This is a genomic window from Type-C symbiont of Plautia stali, from assembly GCF_059730935.1.
The window spans coordinates 189623-206061 of sequence record NZ_AP035924.1; the positions used below are offsets into that span (position 1 = coordinate 189623).

Genomic DNA, 16439 nt, shown 5'->3' on the forward strand with positions numbered 1-16439 from the left:
ACCTCTGGCGAAGGATCGCCACCTTTTATTAAATATTCATGTGCAGCGCCGGTTCACTCTGCGGCGGCTCGGTGGAGATTTGCGGCAGCGGCAGCGGTCGTCCGATGTAGTAACCCTGAATGGCATCGCACGCCAGCTCCTGCAGCTGCGACATCTGCACCGGCGTTTCCACGCCTTCCGCGGTTACCGACAGGGAATAGGCTTTGCCGAGTCCAATCATGTTTTCCACCACCTGGCGCGCCTGGGGCGAATCGGCCAGCGGAAAAATAAAGGATTTATCGATTTTGATGCCGTCGAACGGGAAGGCGCGCAGGTAGCACAGCGACGCATAGCCGGTGCCAAAATCATCAATCAGAAATCTCACCCCCAGCGCTTTCACCGCCTGCATCACCGCCAGGGTTTTGTCCGGATCGCTCAGCAGCGCGTTTTCCGTGACTTCAATTTCCAGCCGCTGGCTCGGCAGACCGCTGAGCTGCAGCATCCGGGTGATGCGTTCGGCTAAGGCGCTATCCTGCAACTCGCTGGCGGAAATATTCACTGAAACCGCCATTTCCGGCCGGTAACGGGCGATATCCTCGCAGGCATTGAGCAGCACCCAGTCGCTCAGCGCGCTGATCAGGCCGGTCTCTTCGGCCAGCGGAATAAACTGATCGGGCATCAGTAAGCCCAGCCGCGGATGCTGCCAGCGTACCAGCGCCTCGACCGCGCTGATGCGCTGCGCGATCAGGTCATAGCGCGTCTGATACACCAGCCGCAGCTGGTTCTCCTGCAGCGCTGCGCGCAGCTCATGCTCCATTTCGCGCCGCTGCACAATTTTCTCTTCCATGTCACGGTCGAAAAATATCCACTGGTTGCGGCCGCTGTTTTTCGCTTTATACAGGGCGATGTCGGCGAAGCGCAGCAAATCGCTGGCGTTGTCGGCATCCTGCGGGGCCAGCGCGATGCCGAGACTGCCGCCGATGTGGATGTCGTTGTCGTACACCGGGAACGGCAGATTGAGCTGGGCGATGAGCTGCTGACACAGCGCGTCGACCTGTTCGCGGCTGCCCGCCTCCGGCAGAATCACCACAAACTCATCGCCGCCGAGCCGCGCCACCAGGCCGTTGCCGTTGAGCGTGCGCCGGATACGATCTGATACCGCATGCAGCACCTGATCGCCCGCCGCATGACCGTAGAGATCATTGACCGGTTTGAATTTATCCAGGTCGATCATAATCATCGCCAGCAGCGGCTGCGCCGGCAGCGGCAGGCTCAGCTGCCCCGTGAGGAATTCGCGCATTTGCACGCGGTTGGCCAGTCCGGTCAGTTCATCGAAGTGCGACAGATAGTGCGCGCGCGCCTGCGCTTCAACTTCCAGCGTTACGTCGCTGGCGCTGCCGCGAAAGCCGCTGACGCCGTGCGCCAGGCTGACGCGCTTGAGGGTCAGATTGCAGTAGCGCGGCTGATGCTGAGCGGAGAGATAGCGGCAGCCGTTCAGCGTGAGCTGACCGCCCGACTCTGCCAGCTGTAAAAGCCGGGCGCGCTGGTGTTCATCGCACAGCAGGAAATCCAGTAGCGTGCGCTGCAGCCACTCCTCGCTGGTAAACCCGGTCACTACCGGGAAACGGCCGGAAACCCAGCTGAAGCGCAGCTGGTCGTCCATCTCCCAAATCCAGTCGGTGGTAATTTCGGCGATATCACGGAAGCGGCGTTCGCTGGCGCTGAGCGCCCGCTGGCTTTGCGCCAGCAGCAGCGTATTTTCATCATTGAGCTGCGCTTTACGCAGCGCGTTGCGCATCAGCATGATGGCGCCATACAAGGTGATCAGCATGGCGATCACCAGCAGCGGTAGCAGGGCGGTCAGCAAATTACCGCCGGGGTTGCTGCTGGTCCAGCGCAGCGTGGCGTCATGGCCGTCGGCGGCGAGGCGCAGGCTTTCCGCCACTGGCGCGCGGGGTGCAGCGAATTCCACCCGCAGCGCGTTGATGCCGTACTCGTGCCCCAGTTGCTGTAATTTTTGCGGCGTCAGGCGATCGGCAAAGATCATCAGCGATGGCGCACCGGGCACCTGCGGCACGCTGTTATCGCCACCGGTGGTGATCCATGCCGCGCACAGCAGCACCAGTTGCTGGTTTACCACCACAAAGCGCGACAGCGCCTTACCGTCATTGTGCTGTAACTGCTGACGCAGCGCGGGCAGTTGCTGGCGACCGAGCCAGTCGGTGAAATCGCGTTGCTGCAGCTGACCGTCGATCACGCTGTAAACCGTATCGCCGCGCGGCGCGATGACAAACACGCCCTCGTAGGCAAAGGTCTGGAACAGCGATTCACCCAGATTCTGCCGCGTCCACGCCCAGTCAGTATTCAGCGTGCGGTGCAGGTTTTGGTAGGCTTCGCCCCATTCTGCATTATCGGAGAGGTGAAACTGCATCACTTCCTGACGCGTCTGCAACGCCTTCTCCAGCAGCAGGCGGTTTTGCCGCGCCTCCTGCTGGTTGAGATCGCTGGCGATAAAGCACAGCGTCACCAGCGCCACCATAAAGGAGAGAAAAATCAGCAGCACCATCAGCAGCATCGGCTGGCGCATCAGTCCGCGCATCCGACCATCGGTCGGGAAATCCATCAGTGAACGTTTCGCCATCATAGACTTATCACAAACCAGTAAAATGATATTTCATAAGTACGTTATGAGTATCGGCATGACTGCGCCGAACCTGGGCGAAAAAGTAAAAAAAGCGTGAGCGGAGCGGCAAAAACAGATCGCATATTCGGCCAGAAGCCCGACGATGCCGTGGTGTAATCAGATCTGCATAAGGTCTGTTAATAACAGGCCCTGCCGCTGCGTTTCCGCCAGTACAATACGGCGAATGCCGGTAAACTTTTCCCGTTGCGCTAATAGCTTAGTGTTTATTTCATGCTGATGACGATAAATATATTACAGCCATAATTTATCAGAGCGTGATTTAACGTTCTGGACCTGAAGAATTTCCGGGTTAAATGATGATGCGTTATCCAGGACTATTCTTGTTGAGTGTAAATCTTTGTCAGTGCTAATTTGCTGAAACCCATCTGCTCCTCTTTCCAGAGACCACTTATGCAACCACGTATCACGCATCTTGATGGCATGCGCGGATTAGCGATCCTGCTGGTGATTGCTTATCACGCCTATGCCCGCTGGCCCGAACTGTTGCCGTATGCCGCCACTACCCAGCATATTCCGCTGCTGGCATTCGGCTGGGTCGGCGTGCAGTTGTTTTTTATGATCTCCGGCTTTGTCATATTTATGACGCTGGATAAATCGTCCGGCTACCTCAGCTTTCTCAAAAAACGCTGGCTGCGCCTGTTTCCGGCAATGCTGATAGCCAGTCTGCTGCTGTACGTTGCCGGCGGCTTTTTTCCGGAGTGGTCGCTGATGACACCGGAAAGCCGCAACCTGCTGCCTGGCCTGATATTTATTAATCCTGAGACGCTGACGCAGCTCACCGGCATTGAATTCCGCTCCATGGCCGGATCGTTCTGGTCTCTCTATGTTGAAGCGCTGTTTTATCTGATTATTGGCGCGGTTTATTTCACCCTCGGACGTAAATATTGTCTGCCGGCGCTGATTGTGCCGATGTTATTACTTTCCGCCTCATCGGTATTGAAATCACTCGGCCATCCATTATTAATCGATGTCATTTCAAAATTCGGTTTTATTCACTACGCCTGGTTTATGGTCGGCTGTCTGGTTTATGAACGTCTGCACGGGCGCGATAAACGTTATCACTACGCACTGACCGCGCTGGCCTTGCTGATTAATTTCAGCTACTACGTTAAAAACAGCGGCGTGGTCGCCGTGATACCGCTGCTACTGGTAATGCTGTTTTTTATCGCCAGCTTTTATTCCAGACAGATTGAGCGCTGGCTTTCCCTGCGCTTTTTCACCGCCATCGGATTTGTCAGTTACGCCCTGTATCTGATTCATGAAAATTTAATGATCGCGATATTGATTAAGCTTAATGGCTATATCAAAAATGAGGCGGTGATGACGATGCTGCCGGTGGTGGTGGCCAGCGTACTGTATTACGTTGCCTGGCTGATCAGTAAATATGCCGAACCGGCGCTGCGTAATGCGCTGAAGTGGAAGCGGCAGCCCGCGCCGCAGGCGGGCAGTGGGCTGTAAACGCGCGGGAGCCAGCGCTCCCGCGTACGCTGTCACACATCCAGCCGGTGAATGACGTTCACAAACTCGTGTACGCCACTGTTGATTTCCCGCAGGCTGCGCGACAGCACGCTGATCTTCTCCTGTTCGGTCACCACAAATTGCCTGACCTCATCCAGCTGCTGATACATCTGCTGGATCAGGTCGGCATTTTGCTCCACGACCACGGATATCTGTTTGGTGGCGCTGGCGGTCGAGGCCGCCAGGCGGCGCACTTCACCTGCCACCACGCTGAAGCCACGTCCGGCCTCGCCAGCGCGTGCGGATTCAATCGCGGCATTCAGTGCCAGAATGTTGGTCTGTGAAGCAATCAGGTTGATGGTTTCCACCACGTCGCTGATGCTCCTGGCCGAGGCGGTGAGTTGCGCGCCAATTTCGGCGGCGGCATTCACCTGCTGCGCCACCAGTCCGGAGTTACGCACCGTTTCATCCAGCACTTCATTAGCGTTATCGGTAATTTGTGAGGTCTGCTCAGAGGTGGTCAGTGCGATATCCGCCACGCGCTTCGCCGCCTCGACGCGTGCGGTGATATCCGAGGCGATCTTAATCACTTTGTAGACCTTACCATCGCCGTCAAACACCGGGTTGTAGCTCGCCTCCAGCCAGATGCGCTCGCCGCTGGCAGTCTTACGTTCAAAACGACCGACAAAATGCTGACCGTTGCCGATTTTGCGCCAGAAGTCCGGATTCTCGCGGTAGAAATTGTCGAAGCAGAACAGGCGATGATGCTGGCCGGCGATGGCTGGCAGGGTATAGCCCATGTGGGTGAGGAAGTTGGCGTTGGCGGTAATGATGTGACCGTCCGGCGTGAATTCAATCACCGCCATCGAACGATCCAGCGCCGTTATCACCGCCTCTTTATGCTCCAGCTCCTGATGACGCGCGGTGATGTCGCTCGCGACCTTGATCACTTTGTACACTTTGCCGCGCTCATCGCTCACCGGAAAATAGGTCGCGCTGAGCCAGAAGCGCTGGTGCTGCTTGTTGAAACGCTCAAAAATGCCGTTCACCGATTCGCCGGCGGCCAGCGTTTGCCAGAAGGCGTAATAGTCGGAAGACTGGCTGTAAGCAGGGCTGCAGAAAATCCGGTGATGCTGTCCCTGAATTTCATGCAGCTGATAGCCGGTGACCTGTAAAAATTGCGCATTGGCGCTGAGGATTTCACCGGCCGGTGAAAACTCAATCCACGCAACATGCTGCTTTATCGCTTCAATATCCTTAGCAATGTCGCCACTTTTGGCAAATGGCAGAGAAAGGCTCGATTTTTTCACCCCGAACATGAGAGACCTCAGGCGCTTGGTATGCTGTTGAACGAAATGCAGGCGCAGATACGCGCGTGCTAACGCATTCGGCGCGTCCAGTGGACGGCACCGCATGATTTCCCCGGTTGTCCATTACAGCCGTGCCACAGGCACAGGCTGCTGTCTCGCTGCGCACCGATGTGCGCAGGTGGGGTGTGTAATGGTGTTACCTGCCTGATGTTGTTACAGCGCAAGCTGAAAGCTGTTTTTGCTATGCAACTTTGATTATCGACCGTGGCGTTAAAAATGTGAGAAAAAAGTGATCAACGCCGCGCGTGCGGGTAAGAAAAGTGCCCGGCAGACTTGTTAAAAGATGCATGTTAAATGTATGTTAATGCCCAAGACGTGACGCAATCAACGCCCGATGACGGCCTGGAGAAAAACCACCATGACGACCGCGCTGTGCCAGCTGTTAAAACTGCAGTATCCGCTGATTCAGGCACCGATGGCCGGTGTCGCCACGCCGCAGCTGGCCGCAGCGGTATCCAATGCCGGGGCGCTGGGATCGATTAGCGTTGGCGCGGCGACACCGCAGCAGGCGGCAGAAATGATTGCCCACACCCAGGCACTGACGCGTGGCCCGATCAACGTCAACGTATTTTGTCATGCGCCGGCAAGGCGGGATGCCGCGCGCGAGGCGGCGTGGATCAGCCGGTTCAGTCCGCAGTTTGCGCAGTACCAGACGGCGCTGCCGCCAGCGCTAACGGAGATCTATCAGAGCTTTTTGCACAATGAGGCGATGCTGAGGGTGCTGGAGCAGGCGCGGCCGGCGGCGGTCAGTTTCCATTTCGGCATTCCCGATGCCACGGCCATCACCCGGCTAAAGCAACGTGACATTGTCACGCTGGCGACCGCCACCAGTCCGCAGGAAGCACGGGCAATTGCAGGCAGCGGTATCGATATCATTGTGGCGCAGGGTTATGAAGCCGGTGGTCATCGCGGCCATTTTGATCCGGGCGCGCCAGACCAGCAGCTTTCGACCGTTGCGCTGGTGCAGGCGATTCGTCAGCACACCACGCTGCCGGTGGTGGCAGCGGGCGGCGTGATGGACGGTGCAGGCATCGCGACGATGATGAAACTGGGTGCCAGCGGTGTACAGCTCGGTACGGCGTTTGTGCTGTGTCCGGAATCGGCGGCCAGTGCGGCCTATCGCCGCGCGCTGCTGGCAGCCGGCGAGCGTGGCACGGTAATGACGGCGTCGATCTCCGGGCGTCAGGCGCGCTGCGTGCGCAACGCATTTTGTGAATTGTGCCATGACGTAACGCCGGAGGAGATTCCCGACTATCCGCTGACCTATGCGCTGGGAAAAGCCCTGGCGGCAGCGGCGGCTGCGCACGGCGAGGACGGCTTCGGTGCCCAGTGGGCCGGTCAGGGCGTGGCGCGGGTGCGCGCGCTGCCAGCGGCACTGCTGGTGGAGACGCTGGTTGCAGAGTGGCAGCAGGCATAAAGCAGGCTGCTGCCACGTATTCTAACGTTACAGACCGAGCGCGCGCGTTACCGCTTCCGGCATTGACGGACGCCCATTGGCGAGACAGGTGGCGACAAACGTGGCCTCGGCATACACCACGCCGTCGACCTTGATTTGCTGCACGAAGTTCACGCGGTTGCGCTTCTCATTCTGCTCCAGCGCGCAGGTGACTTCCACCTTATCGCCTTTCACCAGGCTCTTGCGGAAGCGCAGCGTGTACTCCAGCACCATGTAAATCTTGCCCTGACTGAACTCTTCTTCAATGTCGATACCCAGCGCCTCGCGCATGTAAGCGTGGCGCGTCCACTCCATGTAAAACGGGTAGTACAGCCCGTCGACCACGCCCTGAAAATCGATATGGCTTTCATCTACGTCATAGTGCTTTACGAACATTTTTGCATCCTGATAAGCGCGTTATGCGGTGAGGCAATGGGTATACCGCAGAATGACGCCGCGGGAAAACGGCAAGATGTTGCAAAGTAATTCCACTGTCGCCTGACGGAATGAATGCTGGTATTTTCCCGTGCTGCAGCAGAAACTGACAGCTGCATCACATATCCATAATCAACTGGCTACCTTTTTGTGACAAATCACGCAGCCCGGACACATTTTTCTGCGCAGGGTCGCGCGGCCAAACATAATGGTTTTACTATGTACACACATGTTGTACAGAGTAAAACAATAACACTGGCCGATTTGCGTTAAGCCATGACTCTGTGAGGAACTCTATGTCTGACAAGATAACCCGCGCGGCCGCTGTGCCCGATATTGAGCAGCAGACCGTAAAACGCGTCATCTGGCGCATTCTGCCGTTCCTGATCGTCTGCTATCTGATCGCCATTATTGATCGCGGCAACATCGGCATGGCGTCCCTGCAAATGAATGAAGACCTCGGGCTGAGCAAAGCGGTGTTTGGCCTGGCCAGCAGCCTGTTTTTTGTTGGCTATTTTCTGTTTGAGGTGCCAAGCAACCTCGCGATGCAGAAGATTGGCGCCAAAATCTGGATTTCGCGCATCATGGTGACCTGGGGTATTGTCTCGGTGTGCACCGCGTTCGTCAGCAGTGCGGAAATGCTGTACGTGCTGCGCTTTCTACTAGGCGCCGCCGAAGCCGGCTTCTTTCCCGGCGTGATCCTTTATCTGACTTACTGGATTCCGGCGAAATACCGCGCGCGCGTGATTGCGACCTTTATGGTGGCGATCCCGGCAGCCAACTTTATTGGCTCGCCGATCTCGGGCGCAATCCTGACGATGGACGGCTGGTTCGGCCTGCGCGGCTGGCACTGGCTATTTATCATCGAAGGATTCCCGGCGATTGTGCTGGGCGTGCTGGCTTTCTTCCTGCTCAGCAACCGTCCGGAAAATGCCCACTGGCTGACCAGCGAACAGCGCAACTGGCTGAGCGGCAAACTGGCTGAAGAGAATGCACAGCGCAAAGCGATTGGTCATATCACGCTGTGGCAGCTGCTGCGCCACAAGCATATCTGGGTGATGGCGCTGATTTACGCCGGCGCGTCGGCAGCGGGTTCGACGCTGAGCGTCTGGTCACCGCAACTGCTGAAATCATTTGGCCTGGATAACTTCACCACCGGTTTGATGAACGCGATCCCGTACGGTCTGGCATCAATTCTGATGATTGTCTGGGGCCGCAGCTCTGACCGTAGCGGTGAGCGTCGCTGGCATACCGCGCTGACGCTGTTCCTGATTGCTGGTGGACTGCTGGCGGCGTTCCTGACCGATACGCTGGCGGGCAGCGTGGTGATTCTGTCACTGGTGCTGATTGGTGCTTACTCGATGAAAGGGCCGTTCTGGGCGCTGGCCTCGGGCTGGATGTCCTCAACCACCGCAGCGGCCGGTCTGGCTGCTATCGGCGCGATGGCCAACCTGATTGGTGGTGGGCTGATGGTGAACGTTTACGGTATCATCAATGAGAAAACCGGCAGCCATGCGATGGCGATGATTCCTCTGGCGCTGCTGTGCGCGGCGGGCGGGATTGCGGTATTGCTGATGGGACGCAGCAAAAAGCTGCACGTTGAAGCGGAACAGCCGGTGGCCAGCACCGGGAAATAATCTCTCATGAGCCTGTGCCAGGGAGAGCACGCATCTGGCTCATCACGTCTGACGTTATCCTGCTTTCATCCTCTAAAACATCCGTTTCCCGATGCGCCACAGGCACACCGGGAAACGCGGCGTTATTATCTCTGCTCAGCGCTGCGCTGGCGCCACGGATCTTTCACCATGGCGACCGCCAGTGCGCCAATCATCAGGACTGCCGCCACCGCCAGCAGCGCCCACATAAAGCCGCCGGTAGACTGACGCACATAGCCGATCAGCGACGGGCCGAAGAAGCCGCCGAGATTACCAATCGAGACAATCATAGCTAAGCCGCCTGCCGCGGCTTTGCCGGTCAAAAAGCCGGAAGGCAGCGCCCAGAACGAGGCCTGAAACGCCAGAATACCGCTGACGGTGCAGCACAGTGCCAGCATTTTGATCACCGGCGCATCGCTCAGCGCGCTGCACATCAGGGCTAAGGCGGCGATCACCAGCGCGCCGCTGATCCAGCGAATACGGTGCGCTGATGCATTAGCGCGGCGCGCCCACAACAGCATGCTCACGGCACCGCAGACATAGGGCAGCGCGGCAAGAAAGCCGGTTGCCGTATGGCTCACGCCGAGCTGTTTGATGATTTGCGGCATCCACAGTCCTACGCCGATCGAACCCACAATGCCGCAAAAGTTAATAAACGCCAGCAGATACAGCAGCGGATTGCGCAGCGCGTCGCGCATCTGGGAACCGTGCGTTGCCGCGATTTGCTGCTGCTCATCGGCCAGCCGGCGGCTCAGCAACTGCTGTTCACGCGGTGCCAGCCAGCGCGCTTTCTCCGGCCGGTCGCTCAGGACAAACAGGCACATGACGCCGAGGATCACCGCCGGTAAGCCTTCAATCAACAGCAGCCACTGCCAGTTACGGATATGCTCATGGCCGGTGATCTGCATCAGCGCGCCGGAAATCGGTGAGCCGATGATATTGGCCACCGGAATGCCGACCAGGAACGCGGCGGTGATTTTGGCGCGCCAGCTGCCAGGGAACCAGTAGGTAAAGAACAGATAGATGCCGGGGGTAAAGCCGGCCTCTGCTACGCCGAGACAGAAGCGCGCAATGGCAAAGCTGACGGGGCCGCTGATGAACGCGGTCGCCATCGAAATCAACCCCCACGAAATCATGATGCGCGCGATCCAGATGCGCGCGCCCACTTTTTGCATGATCAGGTTGCTGGGAATCTCAAACAGGAAATAGCCGATAAAAAACATGCCTGCGCCGAAGCCAAACTGTTCGGCGGTGATGCCGAGATCGGCGTTCATGCCCAGCGCGGCAAAGCTGACGTTGGTGCGGTCAAGGTAGCTGACCACGTAACAGATAAAGATAAACGGCAGAATGCGACGAAAGGCTTTGGCGGCCGCCTGCTCACTGTCCTGGAAATCCTGTTCGCTGAGCGTTTCATGGCGGGGTGGCACCGCAGCCGGCTGAGCCGGCGCAGGGCTGGATGTTGAGTGCAGGGTCATAGTAATCTCCGGTGCGTTCGGATGACGCAGAGTTGTAGTCAGAGAAACGAGGTATCGATGGCCGGCAACGCGCGGCCTGGCGTGTTCTGGGTACAGGTCAGGATGCTGCCGCTGACCGATTCGGTGATAAACAGCTGGTTATAGTCGGCCCCGCCGAAGCACAGGTTGGTGGTGGAGCGACCCAGCGGACTGAGCAGAATCTCTTCCGGTTCAGCAAGATCGTTAAGACGCCAGACGCGCCCCAGGCCGGGATTGGCGATCAGCAGTTCGCCGCGCTGATTGATGGTCAGCCCGTCCGGCCCGCTGGGTCCGTGCGAGGTAAAGAACAGTCCAACTTTGCTCACCGAACCATCCGCCAGCAACGGCACGCGCCACACACAGTTGCCGCGCGTCATCGCCACGTAGAGGATTTTCTCATCCGGCGACAGAACCAGGCCGTTCGGGCTCGGGCAGTTATCCAGCAGCAGATCCAGCCGGCCATCCGGGCTGAGCCGATAGACGCGTCCGCTGGCATCGTGCAGCCCGGTCTGGCCCTGATCGGTGAAATAGAGATTGCCGCGGCTGTCGGGGGTTAAATCGTTGACGCCGCGAAAGCTTTCGCTGTTACGCCGCGTCAGCCACGGCGTGATAGTGGCGCTGCTGATTGACAGCTTCATCAGGCCGTTACGGTAATCGGTGATGATCAGCGTGTCCGGATCGGTCAGCTTCATGCCGTTGGGCTCACCGTCATACTGCACCACCAGCTCCCAGTTGCCGCTCATATCGACGCGAAAGATGCGGCCATAGGGAATGTCGGTGACATACAGACAGCCTGAGGGATGCCACACCGGGCCTTCGAGAAAGGAGTCGGTAAGCTGGCCGCCGCGATTGGCGGCAGCCCAGACATTGCCGGCGTCCGGCCGGCGAAACGCTTCAGGCAGGCGCGAAAACAGCGTTAACTCGCGCACCTCCGGTACGGTGAGCACGGTCATGATACCGCCTCCTGCTCCTGCAGAACCTGTAACGCGTTGCGCGCGGCACCGGTGCCCATGCGCACGTAAGCATTGTCGCTCACGCCGCCAATGTGCGGCGTAATAATCACGTTGTTAAGCGACTGCCACAAATGCGGTGCAGTCAGCGGCTCGCTGGTGAAGCTGTCCAGTCCGGCGGCACGCAGTGTGCCGTTTTGCAGCGCGGTCGCCACCGCCTGATCGTCAATCAGTCCGCCGCGCGCGGTGTTGACCAGAATCGCGCCAGGCTTAAAACGGGCGAGGGCGGCCGCGTTGATCATCTGGTGATTGCTGTCCGTCAGCGGACAGTGCAGCGACACCACATCGGCACGGCTGTACAGTTCATCCAGTGATTCAACCGCTTCACAGCCAGCCGGCAAGGTTTGCGCATAAGGATCGTAGGCCAGCACCTGCATACCGAAGGCCTGGCCGATGCGCGCCACGCGGCTGCCGATGGCGCCCAGACCGACCAGGCCGAGTGTGCGTCCTTCCAGCTCCAGCGATTTATGCTGCGCTTTATCCCAGTGTCCATCGCGCATCCGGCGGTCCAGCTGCGGCACGGATTTAGCACAGGCGAGGATCAGCGCCCAGGCATGCTCCGACACGGCAGCGGCATTGGCACCCACTGCCGCGCGGACCGCAATCTGGCGTTCCGCCGCCGCCTGCTGATCGATAACGTCAATACCGCTGCCGTGCTTGGAGATCACGCGCAGCGCCGGCGCGGCGTCCATGATGCGCCCGTTGATTTTGCCATAGCGCACAATGATCGCCTGAGGATTATGGCGCTCGCACAGCGCGATCAAATCGGTTTCCTGCGGCTGGCGTCCGGCATAAATCAGCTGATAGTCCTGCAGCAGCTCGACGGCTTCAGCAGCCAGGTCGCTGCCGGTGATGAGGATAGTTTTTACGTTGCTCATTACAGAGATTCTCCTTCTGCTAACATACCCGCCGCGCGCAGGGCACCTTCCAGCCAGCCCGGACGCAAATCGCCCTGCTTAATACCCGCGATGCGGCGCGTTTCGGCGTCCAGCTTCTTCGCCGCCAGGGCAATGATGCGTTCCACATCCTGTTTAGCGATCACCACCACGCCATCGGCATCGCCGACCACCAGGTCGCCCGGCTCAATCGACGCACCGGCCACCGACACCGGATGGTTCACGCGTCCGGGAATGCTTTTGGTGGGGCCGCTCGGGTTGAGGCCGGCAGCAAACACCGGATAGCTGCCCTGCGCGAGGGCGTCAGCATCACGCACCGCGCCATCAATGATGATGCCGGCGATGCCGGACGCTTCGGCCTGGGTTGCCATGATTTCACCCAGCAGCGCGCAACTGATGTCGCCTTTGCCGTCCACCACCAGCACATCACCCGGCTGGGCGATAGCCAGCGCTGCGTGAATCGCCAGGTTATCGCCCGGACGCACTTCCACCGTGATGGCCGGCCCGGCGACTTTCATCTGCGGCGACAGCGGCTTAACGCGGCCATGCAGGGTGCCGCGACGACCGGCGACATCGGCCAGAATCGCCGCCTGGAATGCGGCGGCCTGGCTGACGGACAGGGCGCTGACGCGCTCGATGTTGCGGTTGATCAGGTTATTTGCAGAGACAGACATAATTCACCTCGTGGTTTGTTTTACCTGGTACAACAATGTTGTACAATATAAAACAACTATATCGACGATCTGACGCCGCATGCCAGTGTTACGAAGGTGTTTGTGATGTAAACACGATGTGACTCACAGTTTTCAGGTACACTCAGGACGGCACAAATCAGGAGGAAAAAATGGGAAATGAAGGCGTTAATGCGGTGGAGAAGGCGTTGTCCCTGCTGGATTGTTTTAAGCCCGGCGAAGAGAGCCTGTCGCTGACTGCGCTGTCGCAGCTTTCCGGCTATCACAAAACCACTGTCTATCGTCTGATGAACTCGCTGGAAAGGATGGGCTATGTGGTGCGCAGTGACAGCGGTGTCTACACGCTCGGCCCGCGTCTGTTATACCTCGGCAAGCTTTATGAGCAATCATTCCATCTGGCCAGCGTGGTGCAGCCGGAATTGCAGGCGCTGGCAACGGCGACCAACGAGAGCGCCAGCTGGTACGTACTGGATAACGGCCAGCGTCTGTGCCTGTTTCGTGCTGAATCGTCTGATGGCCTGCGTCATACGCGCCTGCCGGGGACAATTTTTCCGCTCGATAACTCAGCCATCAGTAAGGTGCTGCGTTTCTGGGGCATGAATGAAAATCTCTTCGATGCGCTGCCGTCGCTGCCAATATTCAGCTCAGGCGCGCGCGATCCGCACATCGCGGCCTTTGCCGTACCGGTATTCGCCGAAAATGACCGGCTGACCGCTGCGCTGGCGCTGACCGGCCCGGTTTCGCGTCTGACGCTGAATCGCAAAGATGAAGAGTTAGGCGTGTTGATGCGCGAAGCGGCTGCACGCCTGTCAGCCAAACTGGGCGCGCGCAAAGCATTTTGTGATGCGGTTTATGCGGCCAAATAAGGCTGCGCATTAATCACTCACCGGCGGGCCAGCAGGCCTGCCGCACTCCTTCGGATTTTTTAAAGCAACACCTCAGTTAATGCTGTTTTCCCTGCTGCGCTAAGACCGGTATACCTTGCGGAAACCAATTAAACGCTGGCAGGCATCATGAGCACCCATACCCGCATCCGCAAATTCAACACCAAAGATACCTATCCTAATCAGTCGCTGGACAACGACCTGTGTCAGGCCGTGCGCGCCGGCAACACCGTTTACGTGCGTGGCCAGATTGGCACCGACTTCGAAGGCAACCTGGTGGGGCTGGGCGATCCGGCAGCGCAGGCCGAGCAGGCGATGAAAAACGTGAAGCAACTGCTCGAAGAAGCGGGCAGCGACCTGTCGCACATCGTGAAAACCACCACCTACATCATCGACCCGCGCTATCGCGAGCCGGTGTATCAGGTGGTGGGCAAGTGGCTGAAAGGCGTGTTTCCCATCTCCACCGGTCTGGTGATCTCGGGACTGGGCCAGCCGCAGTGGCTGATGGAGATCGACGTGATTGCGGTGATCCCCGACGACTGGCAGCCACAATAAGGAGCGCCGCATCATGACGTTATCGATTGTTGGACGCTGCGCGCAAACCGGCCAGCTGGGCATCGCGGTCAGCTCGTCGAGTATTGCGGTCGGCGCACGCTGTCCATGGCTGCGCGCCGGTGTCGGTGCGGTCTCCACGCAGAACATCACGCTGCCGGCGCTGGGCCCGCGCATCCTTGATCGGCTGAGTCAGGGCGAGACGGCGCAGCAGGCGCTGCAGAGCGGCCTTGCCAGCGATGACTTTTTTGATTATCGCCAGCTTACGGTGCTGGCGGCCGACGGCAGCAGTGCCTGCTTTAGCGGAACGCACACGCTGGGGGTGAATCACGCGCTGTGCGGCAGCGACTGCGTGGCGGCCGGTAATTTGCTGGCGAATCCCGAGGTGATTGCGGCGATGGTCAGCGCGTTTACGCAGCAGCCGGGCGAACTGGCCGCACGGTTAATCGCGGCCATGCAGGCCGGGATGTCCGCCGGAGGTGAAGCCGGGCCGGTTCATTCGGCGGCGCTGGCAGTGGTGGGCGAACCGTCGTGGCCGCTGGTTGATCTGCGCGTTGACTGGACGGAGGGCGATCCCATCGCAGAACTTCATCAGCTGTGGCTGGCCTATCAGCCGCAGATGCAGGATTACCTGACGCGCGCGCTCAATCCCACGCTGGCACCCCGTTACGGCGTGCCGGGTGATGAATAAGCGTGAGGAGACGCGATGCTGACCAGCCGTAACCTGCTCGAACATCTGGTGGCTTTCGACACCACCAGCCGCGAATCCAACCTGGCGCTGATCGATTTCTGCTGGCGCTACCTCAGCGGGCTGGGCGTGACCTGTGAACTGATGCACAACGCAGAACGCAGCAAGGCCAATCTCTATGCGCGGCTCGGGCCAGCCGGCAGCGGCGGGGTGATGCTATCGGGCCACAGCGACGTGGTACCGGTTGATGGCCAGACGTGGACGGTGCCGCCGTTTGCGCTCACCGAACGCGACGGCAAGCTGTACGGACGCGGCACGGCAGACATGAAAGGCTTCCTCGCCTGCATGCTGGCTGCCGTGCCGCATTTTCTCGCCCAGCCGCTGCGTCAGCCGCTGCACCTGGCTATCTCCTATGACGAAGAGGTGGGTTGCCTCGGCGTGCGCTCGCTGGTGAAGGCGCTGGCGCAGCGCAGCGATCGACCGGCGATCTGCCTGATTGGCGAGCCGACAGAGTTGCGTCCGGTGCTGGGCCACAAAGGCAAGCTGGCAATGCGCTGCGACGTGCAGGGCGCGGCCTGCCACTCGGCATACGCGCCGCAGGGCGTCAATGCGATTGAATACGCCGCGAAGCTGATCCAGCACTTAACTGTCATCGGTGAACGTCTGGCGGCGCCGGATCGGCAGGATGCGCGCTTCGATCCGCCGTTTACCACCGTGCAAACCGGGGTGATCCACGGCGGGCGCGCGCTGAATATCGTGCCAGACGCCTGCAGTTTTGATTTCGAAGTGCGCACCCTGCCGCAGGATGATGCACAGCAGGTGGCAGATGAGCTGGTGGCGTATGCGCAGCAGACACTGGAGCCGCAGATGCGCGCGGTGCAGCCCGCCAGCGCCATCCGCTTCTCGGCGCTCAGCGCCTATCCCGGGCTGGATACCGCCGCGCACAGTGTCGCGGCACAGCTGATTGCCCGGCTGAGCGGCAGCGACAGCTTCAGCACCGTGGCGTTTGGCACTGAAGGCGGACTGTTTGCCGCCGCCGGCATCCCCTGCGTGGTGTGCGGTCCCGGCAGTATGGAGCAGGGCCATAAGCCCGACGAATTTATCACCCTCGCACAGCTGGACGCCTGTGACAGCCTGTTACGCCGGCTGGCGACCTGGATGTGCGAATGAACCCGCGACGAGCCACCC

General features: G+C 59.3%; 14 protein-coding genes. 7 read left to right on the forward strand and 7 right to left on the reverse strand.

Features of this window, described 5'->3' with window-relative positions; translation table 11 throughout:
- Positions 1 to 28: 28 nt before the first annotated feature.
- Positions 29 to 2623: a bifunctional diguanylate cyclase/phosphodiesterase gene (locus AC6I7J_RS20080; RefSeq protein ID WP_498007423.1), complete on the reverse strand. Its 2595-nt coding sequence runs from the start codon at positions 2621 to 2623 to the stop codon at positions 29 to 31.
- Between the two features lie 450 nt (positions 2624 to 3073).
- Here AC6I7J_RS20080 and AC6I7J_RS20085 point away from each other — a divergent pair, with 450 nt between their 5' ends.
- Positions 3074 to 4141 (forward strand): acyltransferase family protein, encoded by a 1068-nt coding sequence (locus AC6I7J_RS20085; RefSeq protein ID WP_150360223.1) that lies wholly within the window; start codon positions 3074 to 3076, stop codon positions 4139 to 4141.
- Between the two features lie 32 nt (positions 4142 to 4173).
- Here AC6I7J_RS20085 and AC6I7J_RS20090 read toward each other — a convergent pair whose 3' ends face one another.
- The gene (locus AC6I7J_RS20090; RefSeq protein ID WP_021509510.1) at positions 4174 to 5460 is read right to left on the reverse strand and encodes a methyl-accepting chemotaxis protein; all 1287 of its coding nucleotides are present in this window, start codon (positions 5458 to 5460) and stop codon (positions 4174 to 4176) included.
- Positions 5461 to 5869: 409 nt separating this feature from the next.
- Between AC6I7J_RS20090 and AC6I7J_RS20095 the strand changes: the two genes are divergently transcribed.
- Positions 5870 to 6928 carry an NAD(P)H-dependent flavin oxidoreductase gene (locus tag AC6I7J_RS20095; RefSeq protein WP_498007470.1) on the forward strand — a complete coding sequence of 353 codons (1059 nt, stop codon included), beginning with the start codon at positions 5870 to 5872 and terminating at the stop codon, positions 6926 to 6928.
- A gap of 27 nt (positions 6929 to 6955) precedes the next feature.
- Here the strand turns inward: AC6I7J_RS20095 and AC6I7J_RS20100 are convergent, their stop codons facing one another.
- Positions 6956 to 7342 carry an acyl-CoA thioesterase gene (locus AC6I7J_RS20100; RefSeq protein WP_021509508.1) on the reverse strand — a complete coding sequence of 129 codons (387 nt, stop codon included), beginning with the start codon at positions 7340 to 7342 and terminating at the stop codon, positions 6956 to 6958.
- Between the two features lie 335 nt (positions 7343 to 7677).
- Here AC6I7J_RS20100 and AC6I7J_RS20105 point away from each other — a divergent pair, with 335 nt between their 5' ends.
- Complete coding sequence (locus tag AC6I7J_RS20105) at positions 7678 to 9018, forward strand: MFS transporter (RefSeq protein WP_021509507.1); 1341 nt, start codon at positions 7678 to 7680, stop codon at positions 9016 to 9018.
- Positions 9019 to 9143: 125 nt separating this feature from the next.
- Here the strand turns inward: AC6I7J_RS20105 and AC6I7J_RS20110 are convergent, their stop codons facing one another.
- Genes AC6I7J_RS20110 through AC6I7J_RS20125 form a run of 4 tightly spaced genes read right to left on the reverse strand, consistent with a single transcriptional unit; the run spans position 9144 to position 13109 of the window.
- Positions 9144 to 10511 carry an MFS transporter gene (locus AC6I7J_RS20110; protein WP_498007424.1) on the reverse strand — a complete coding sequence of 456 codons (1368 nt, stop codon included), beginning with the start codon at positions 10509 to 10511 and terminating at the stop codon, positions 9144 to 9146.
- Between the two features lie 38 nt (positions 10512 to 10549).
- On the reverse strand, positions 10550 to 11482 hold the full coding sequence (locus tag AC6I7J_RS20115) for an SMP-30/gluconolactonase/LRE family protein (RefSeq protein ID WP_132463726.1): 933 nt from the start codon (positions 11480 to 11482) through the stop codon (positions 10550 to 10552).
- Positions 11479 to 12417, reverse strand: coding sequence for a hydroxyacid dehydrogenase (locus tag AC6I7J_RS20120; RefSeq protein ID WP_498007425.1), 939 nt, complete (start codon positions 12415 to 12417; stop codon positions 11479 to 11481). The genes AC6I7J_RS20115 and AC6I7J_RS20120 overlap by 4 nt, the downstream gene beginning before the upstream one ends.
- Positions 12417 to 13109 (reverse strand): RraA family protein, encoded by a 693-nt coding sequence (locus AC6I7J_RS20125; RefSeq protein ID WP_021509503.1) that lies wholly within the window; start codon positions 13107 to 13109, stop codon positions 12417 to 12419. Before AC6I7J_RS20125 ends, AC6I7J_RS20120 begins: the two co-directional genes overlap by 1 nt.
- Positions 13110 to 13279: 170 nt before the next feature.
- Here AC6I7J_RS20125 and AC6I7J_RS20130 point away from each other — a divergent pair, with 170 nt between their 5' ends.
- From AC6I7J_RS20130 to argE, 4 genes are all read left to right on the forward strand, one after another.
- A complete protein-coding gene (locus AC6I7J_RS20130; RefSeq protein ID WP_021509502.1) occupies positions 13280 to 13993 on the forward strand; it encodes an IclR family transcriptional regulator in 714 nt (237 codons plus the stop codon).
- A gap of 147 nt (positions 13994 to 14140) precedes the next feature.
- On the forward strand, positions 14141 to 14566 hold the full coding sequence (locus AC6I7J_RS20135; RefSeq protein ID WP_021509501.1) for a RidA family protein: 426 nt from the start codon (positions 14141 to 14143) through the stop codon (positions 14564 to 14566).
- A gap of 13 nt (positions 14567 to 14579) precedes the next feature.
- The gene (locus AC6I7J_RS20140; RefSeq protein ID WP_498007426.1) at positions 14580 to 15254 is read left to right on the forward strand and encodes a DUF1028 domain-containing protein; all 675 of its coding nucleotides are present in this window, start codon (positions 14580 to 14582) and stop codon (positions 15252 to 15254) included.
- A gap of 15 nt (positions 15255 to 15269) precedes the next feature.
- Positions 15270 to 16421, forward strand: coding sequence for an acetylornithine deacetylase (argE, locus tag AC6I7J_RS20145; RefSeq protein WP_498007427.1), 1152 nt, complete (start codon positions 15270 to 15272; stop codon positions 16419 to 16421).
- Positions 16422 to 16439: the final 18 nt, after the last annotated feature.

Coding starts and splice junctions, on each gene's coding strand:
- AC6I7J_RS20085 (WP_150360223.1), top strand. CDS start 3,074: ATGCAACCACGTATCACGCATCTTGATGGCATGCGCGGATTAGCGATC.
- AC6I7J_RS20135 (WP_021509501.1), top strand. CDS start 14,141: ATGAGCACCCATACCCGCATCCGCAAATTCAACACCAAAGATACCTAT.
- AC6I7J_RS20090 (WP_021509510.1), bottom strand. CDS start 5,460: ATGTTCGGGGTGAAAAAATCGAGCCTTTCTCTGCCATTTGCCAAAAGT.
- argE (WP_498007427.1), top strand. CDS start 15,270: ATGCTGACCAGCCGTAACCTGCTCGAACATCTGGTGGCTTTCGACACC.
- AC6I7J_RS20095 (WP_498007470.1), top strand. CDS start 5,870: ATGACGACCGCGCTGTGCCAGCTGTTAAAACTGCAGTATCCGCTGATT.
- AC6I7J_RS20100 (WP_021509508.1), bottom strand. CDS start 7,342: ATGTTCGTAAAGCACTATGACGTAGATGAAAGCCATATCGATTTTCAG.
- AC6I7J_RS20140 (WP_498007426.1), top strand. CDS start 14,580: ATGACGTTATCGATTGTTGGACGCTGCGCGCAAACCGGCCAGCTGGGC.
- AC6I7J_RS20120 (WP_498007425.1), bottom strand. CDS start 12,417: ATGAGCAACGTAAAAACTATCCTCATCACCGGCAGCGACCTGGCTGCT.
- AC6I7J_RS20130 (WP_021509502.1), top strand. CDS start 13,280: ATGGGAAATGAAGGCGTTAATGCGGTGGAGAAGGCGTTGTCCCTGCTG.
- AC6I7J_RS20110 (WP_498007424.1), bottom strand. CDS start 10,511: ATGACCCTGCACTCAACATCCAGCCCTGCGCCGGCTCAGCCGGCTGCG.
- AC6I7J_RS20115 (WP_132463726.1), bottom strand. CDS start 11,482: ATGACCGTGCTCACCGTACCGGAGGTGCGCGAGTTAACGCTGTTTTCG.
- AC6I7J_RS20125 (WP_021509503.1), bottom strand. CDS start 13,109: ATGTCTGTCTCTGCAAATAACCTGATCAACCGCAACATCGAGCGCGTC.
- AC6I7J_RS20105 (WP_021509507.1), top strand. CDS start 7,678: ATGTCTGACAAGATAACCCGCGCGGCCGCTGTGCCCGATATTGAGCAG.
- AC6I7J_RS20080 (WP_498007423.1), bottom strand. CDS start 2,623: ATGATGGCGAAACGTTCACTGATGGATTTCCCGACCGATGGTCGGATG.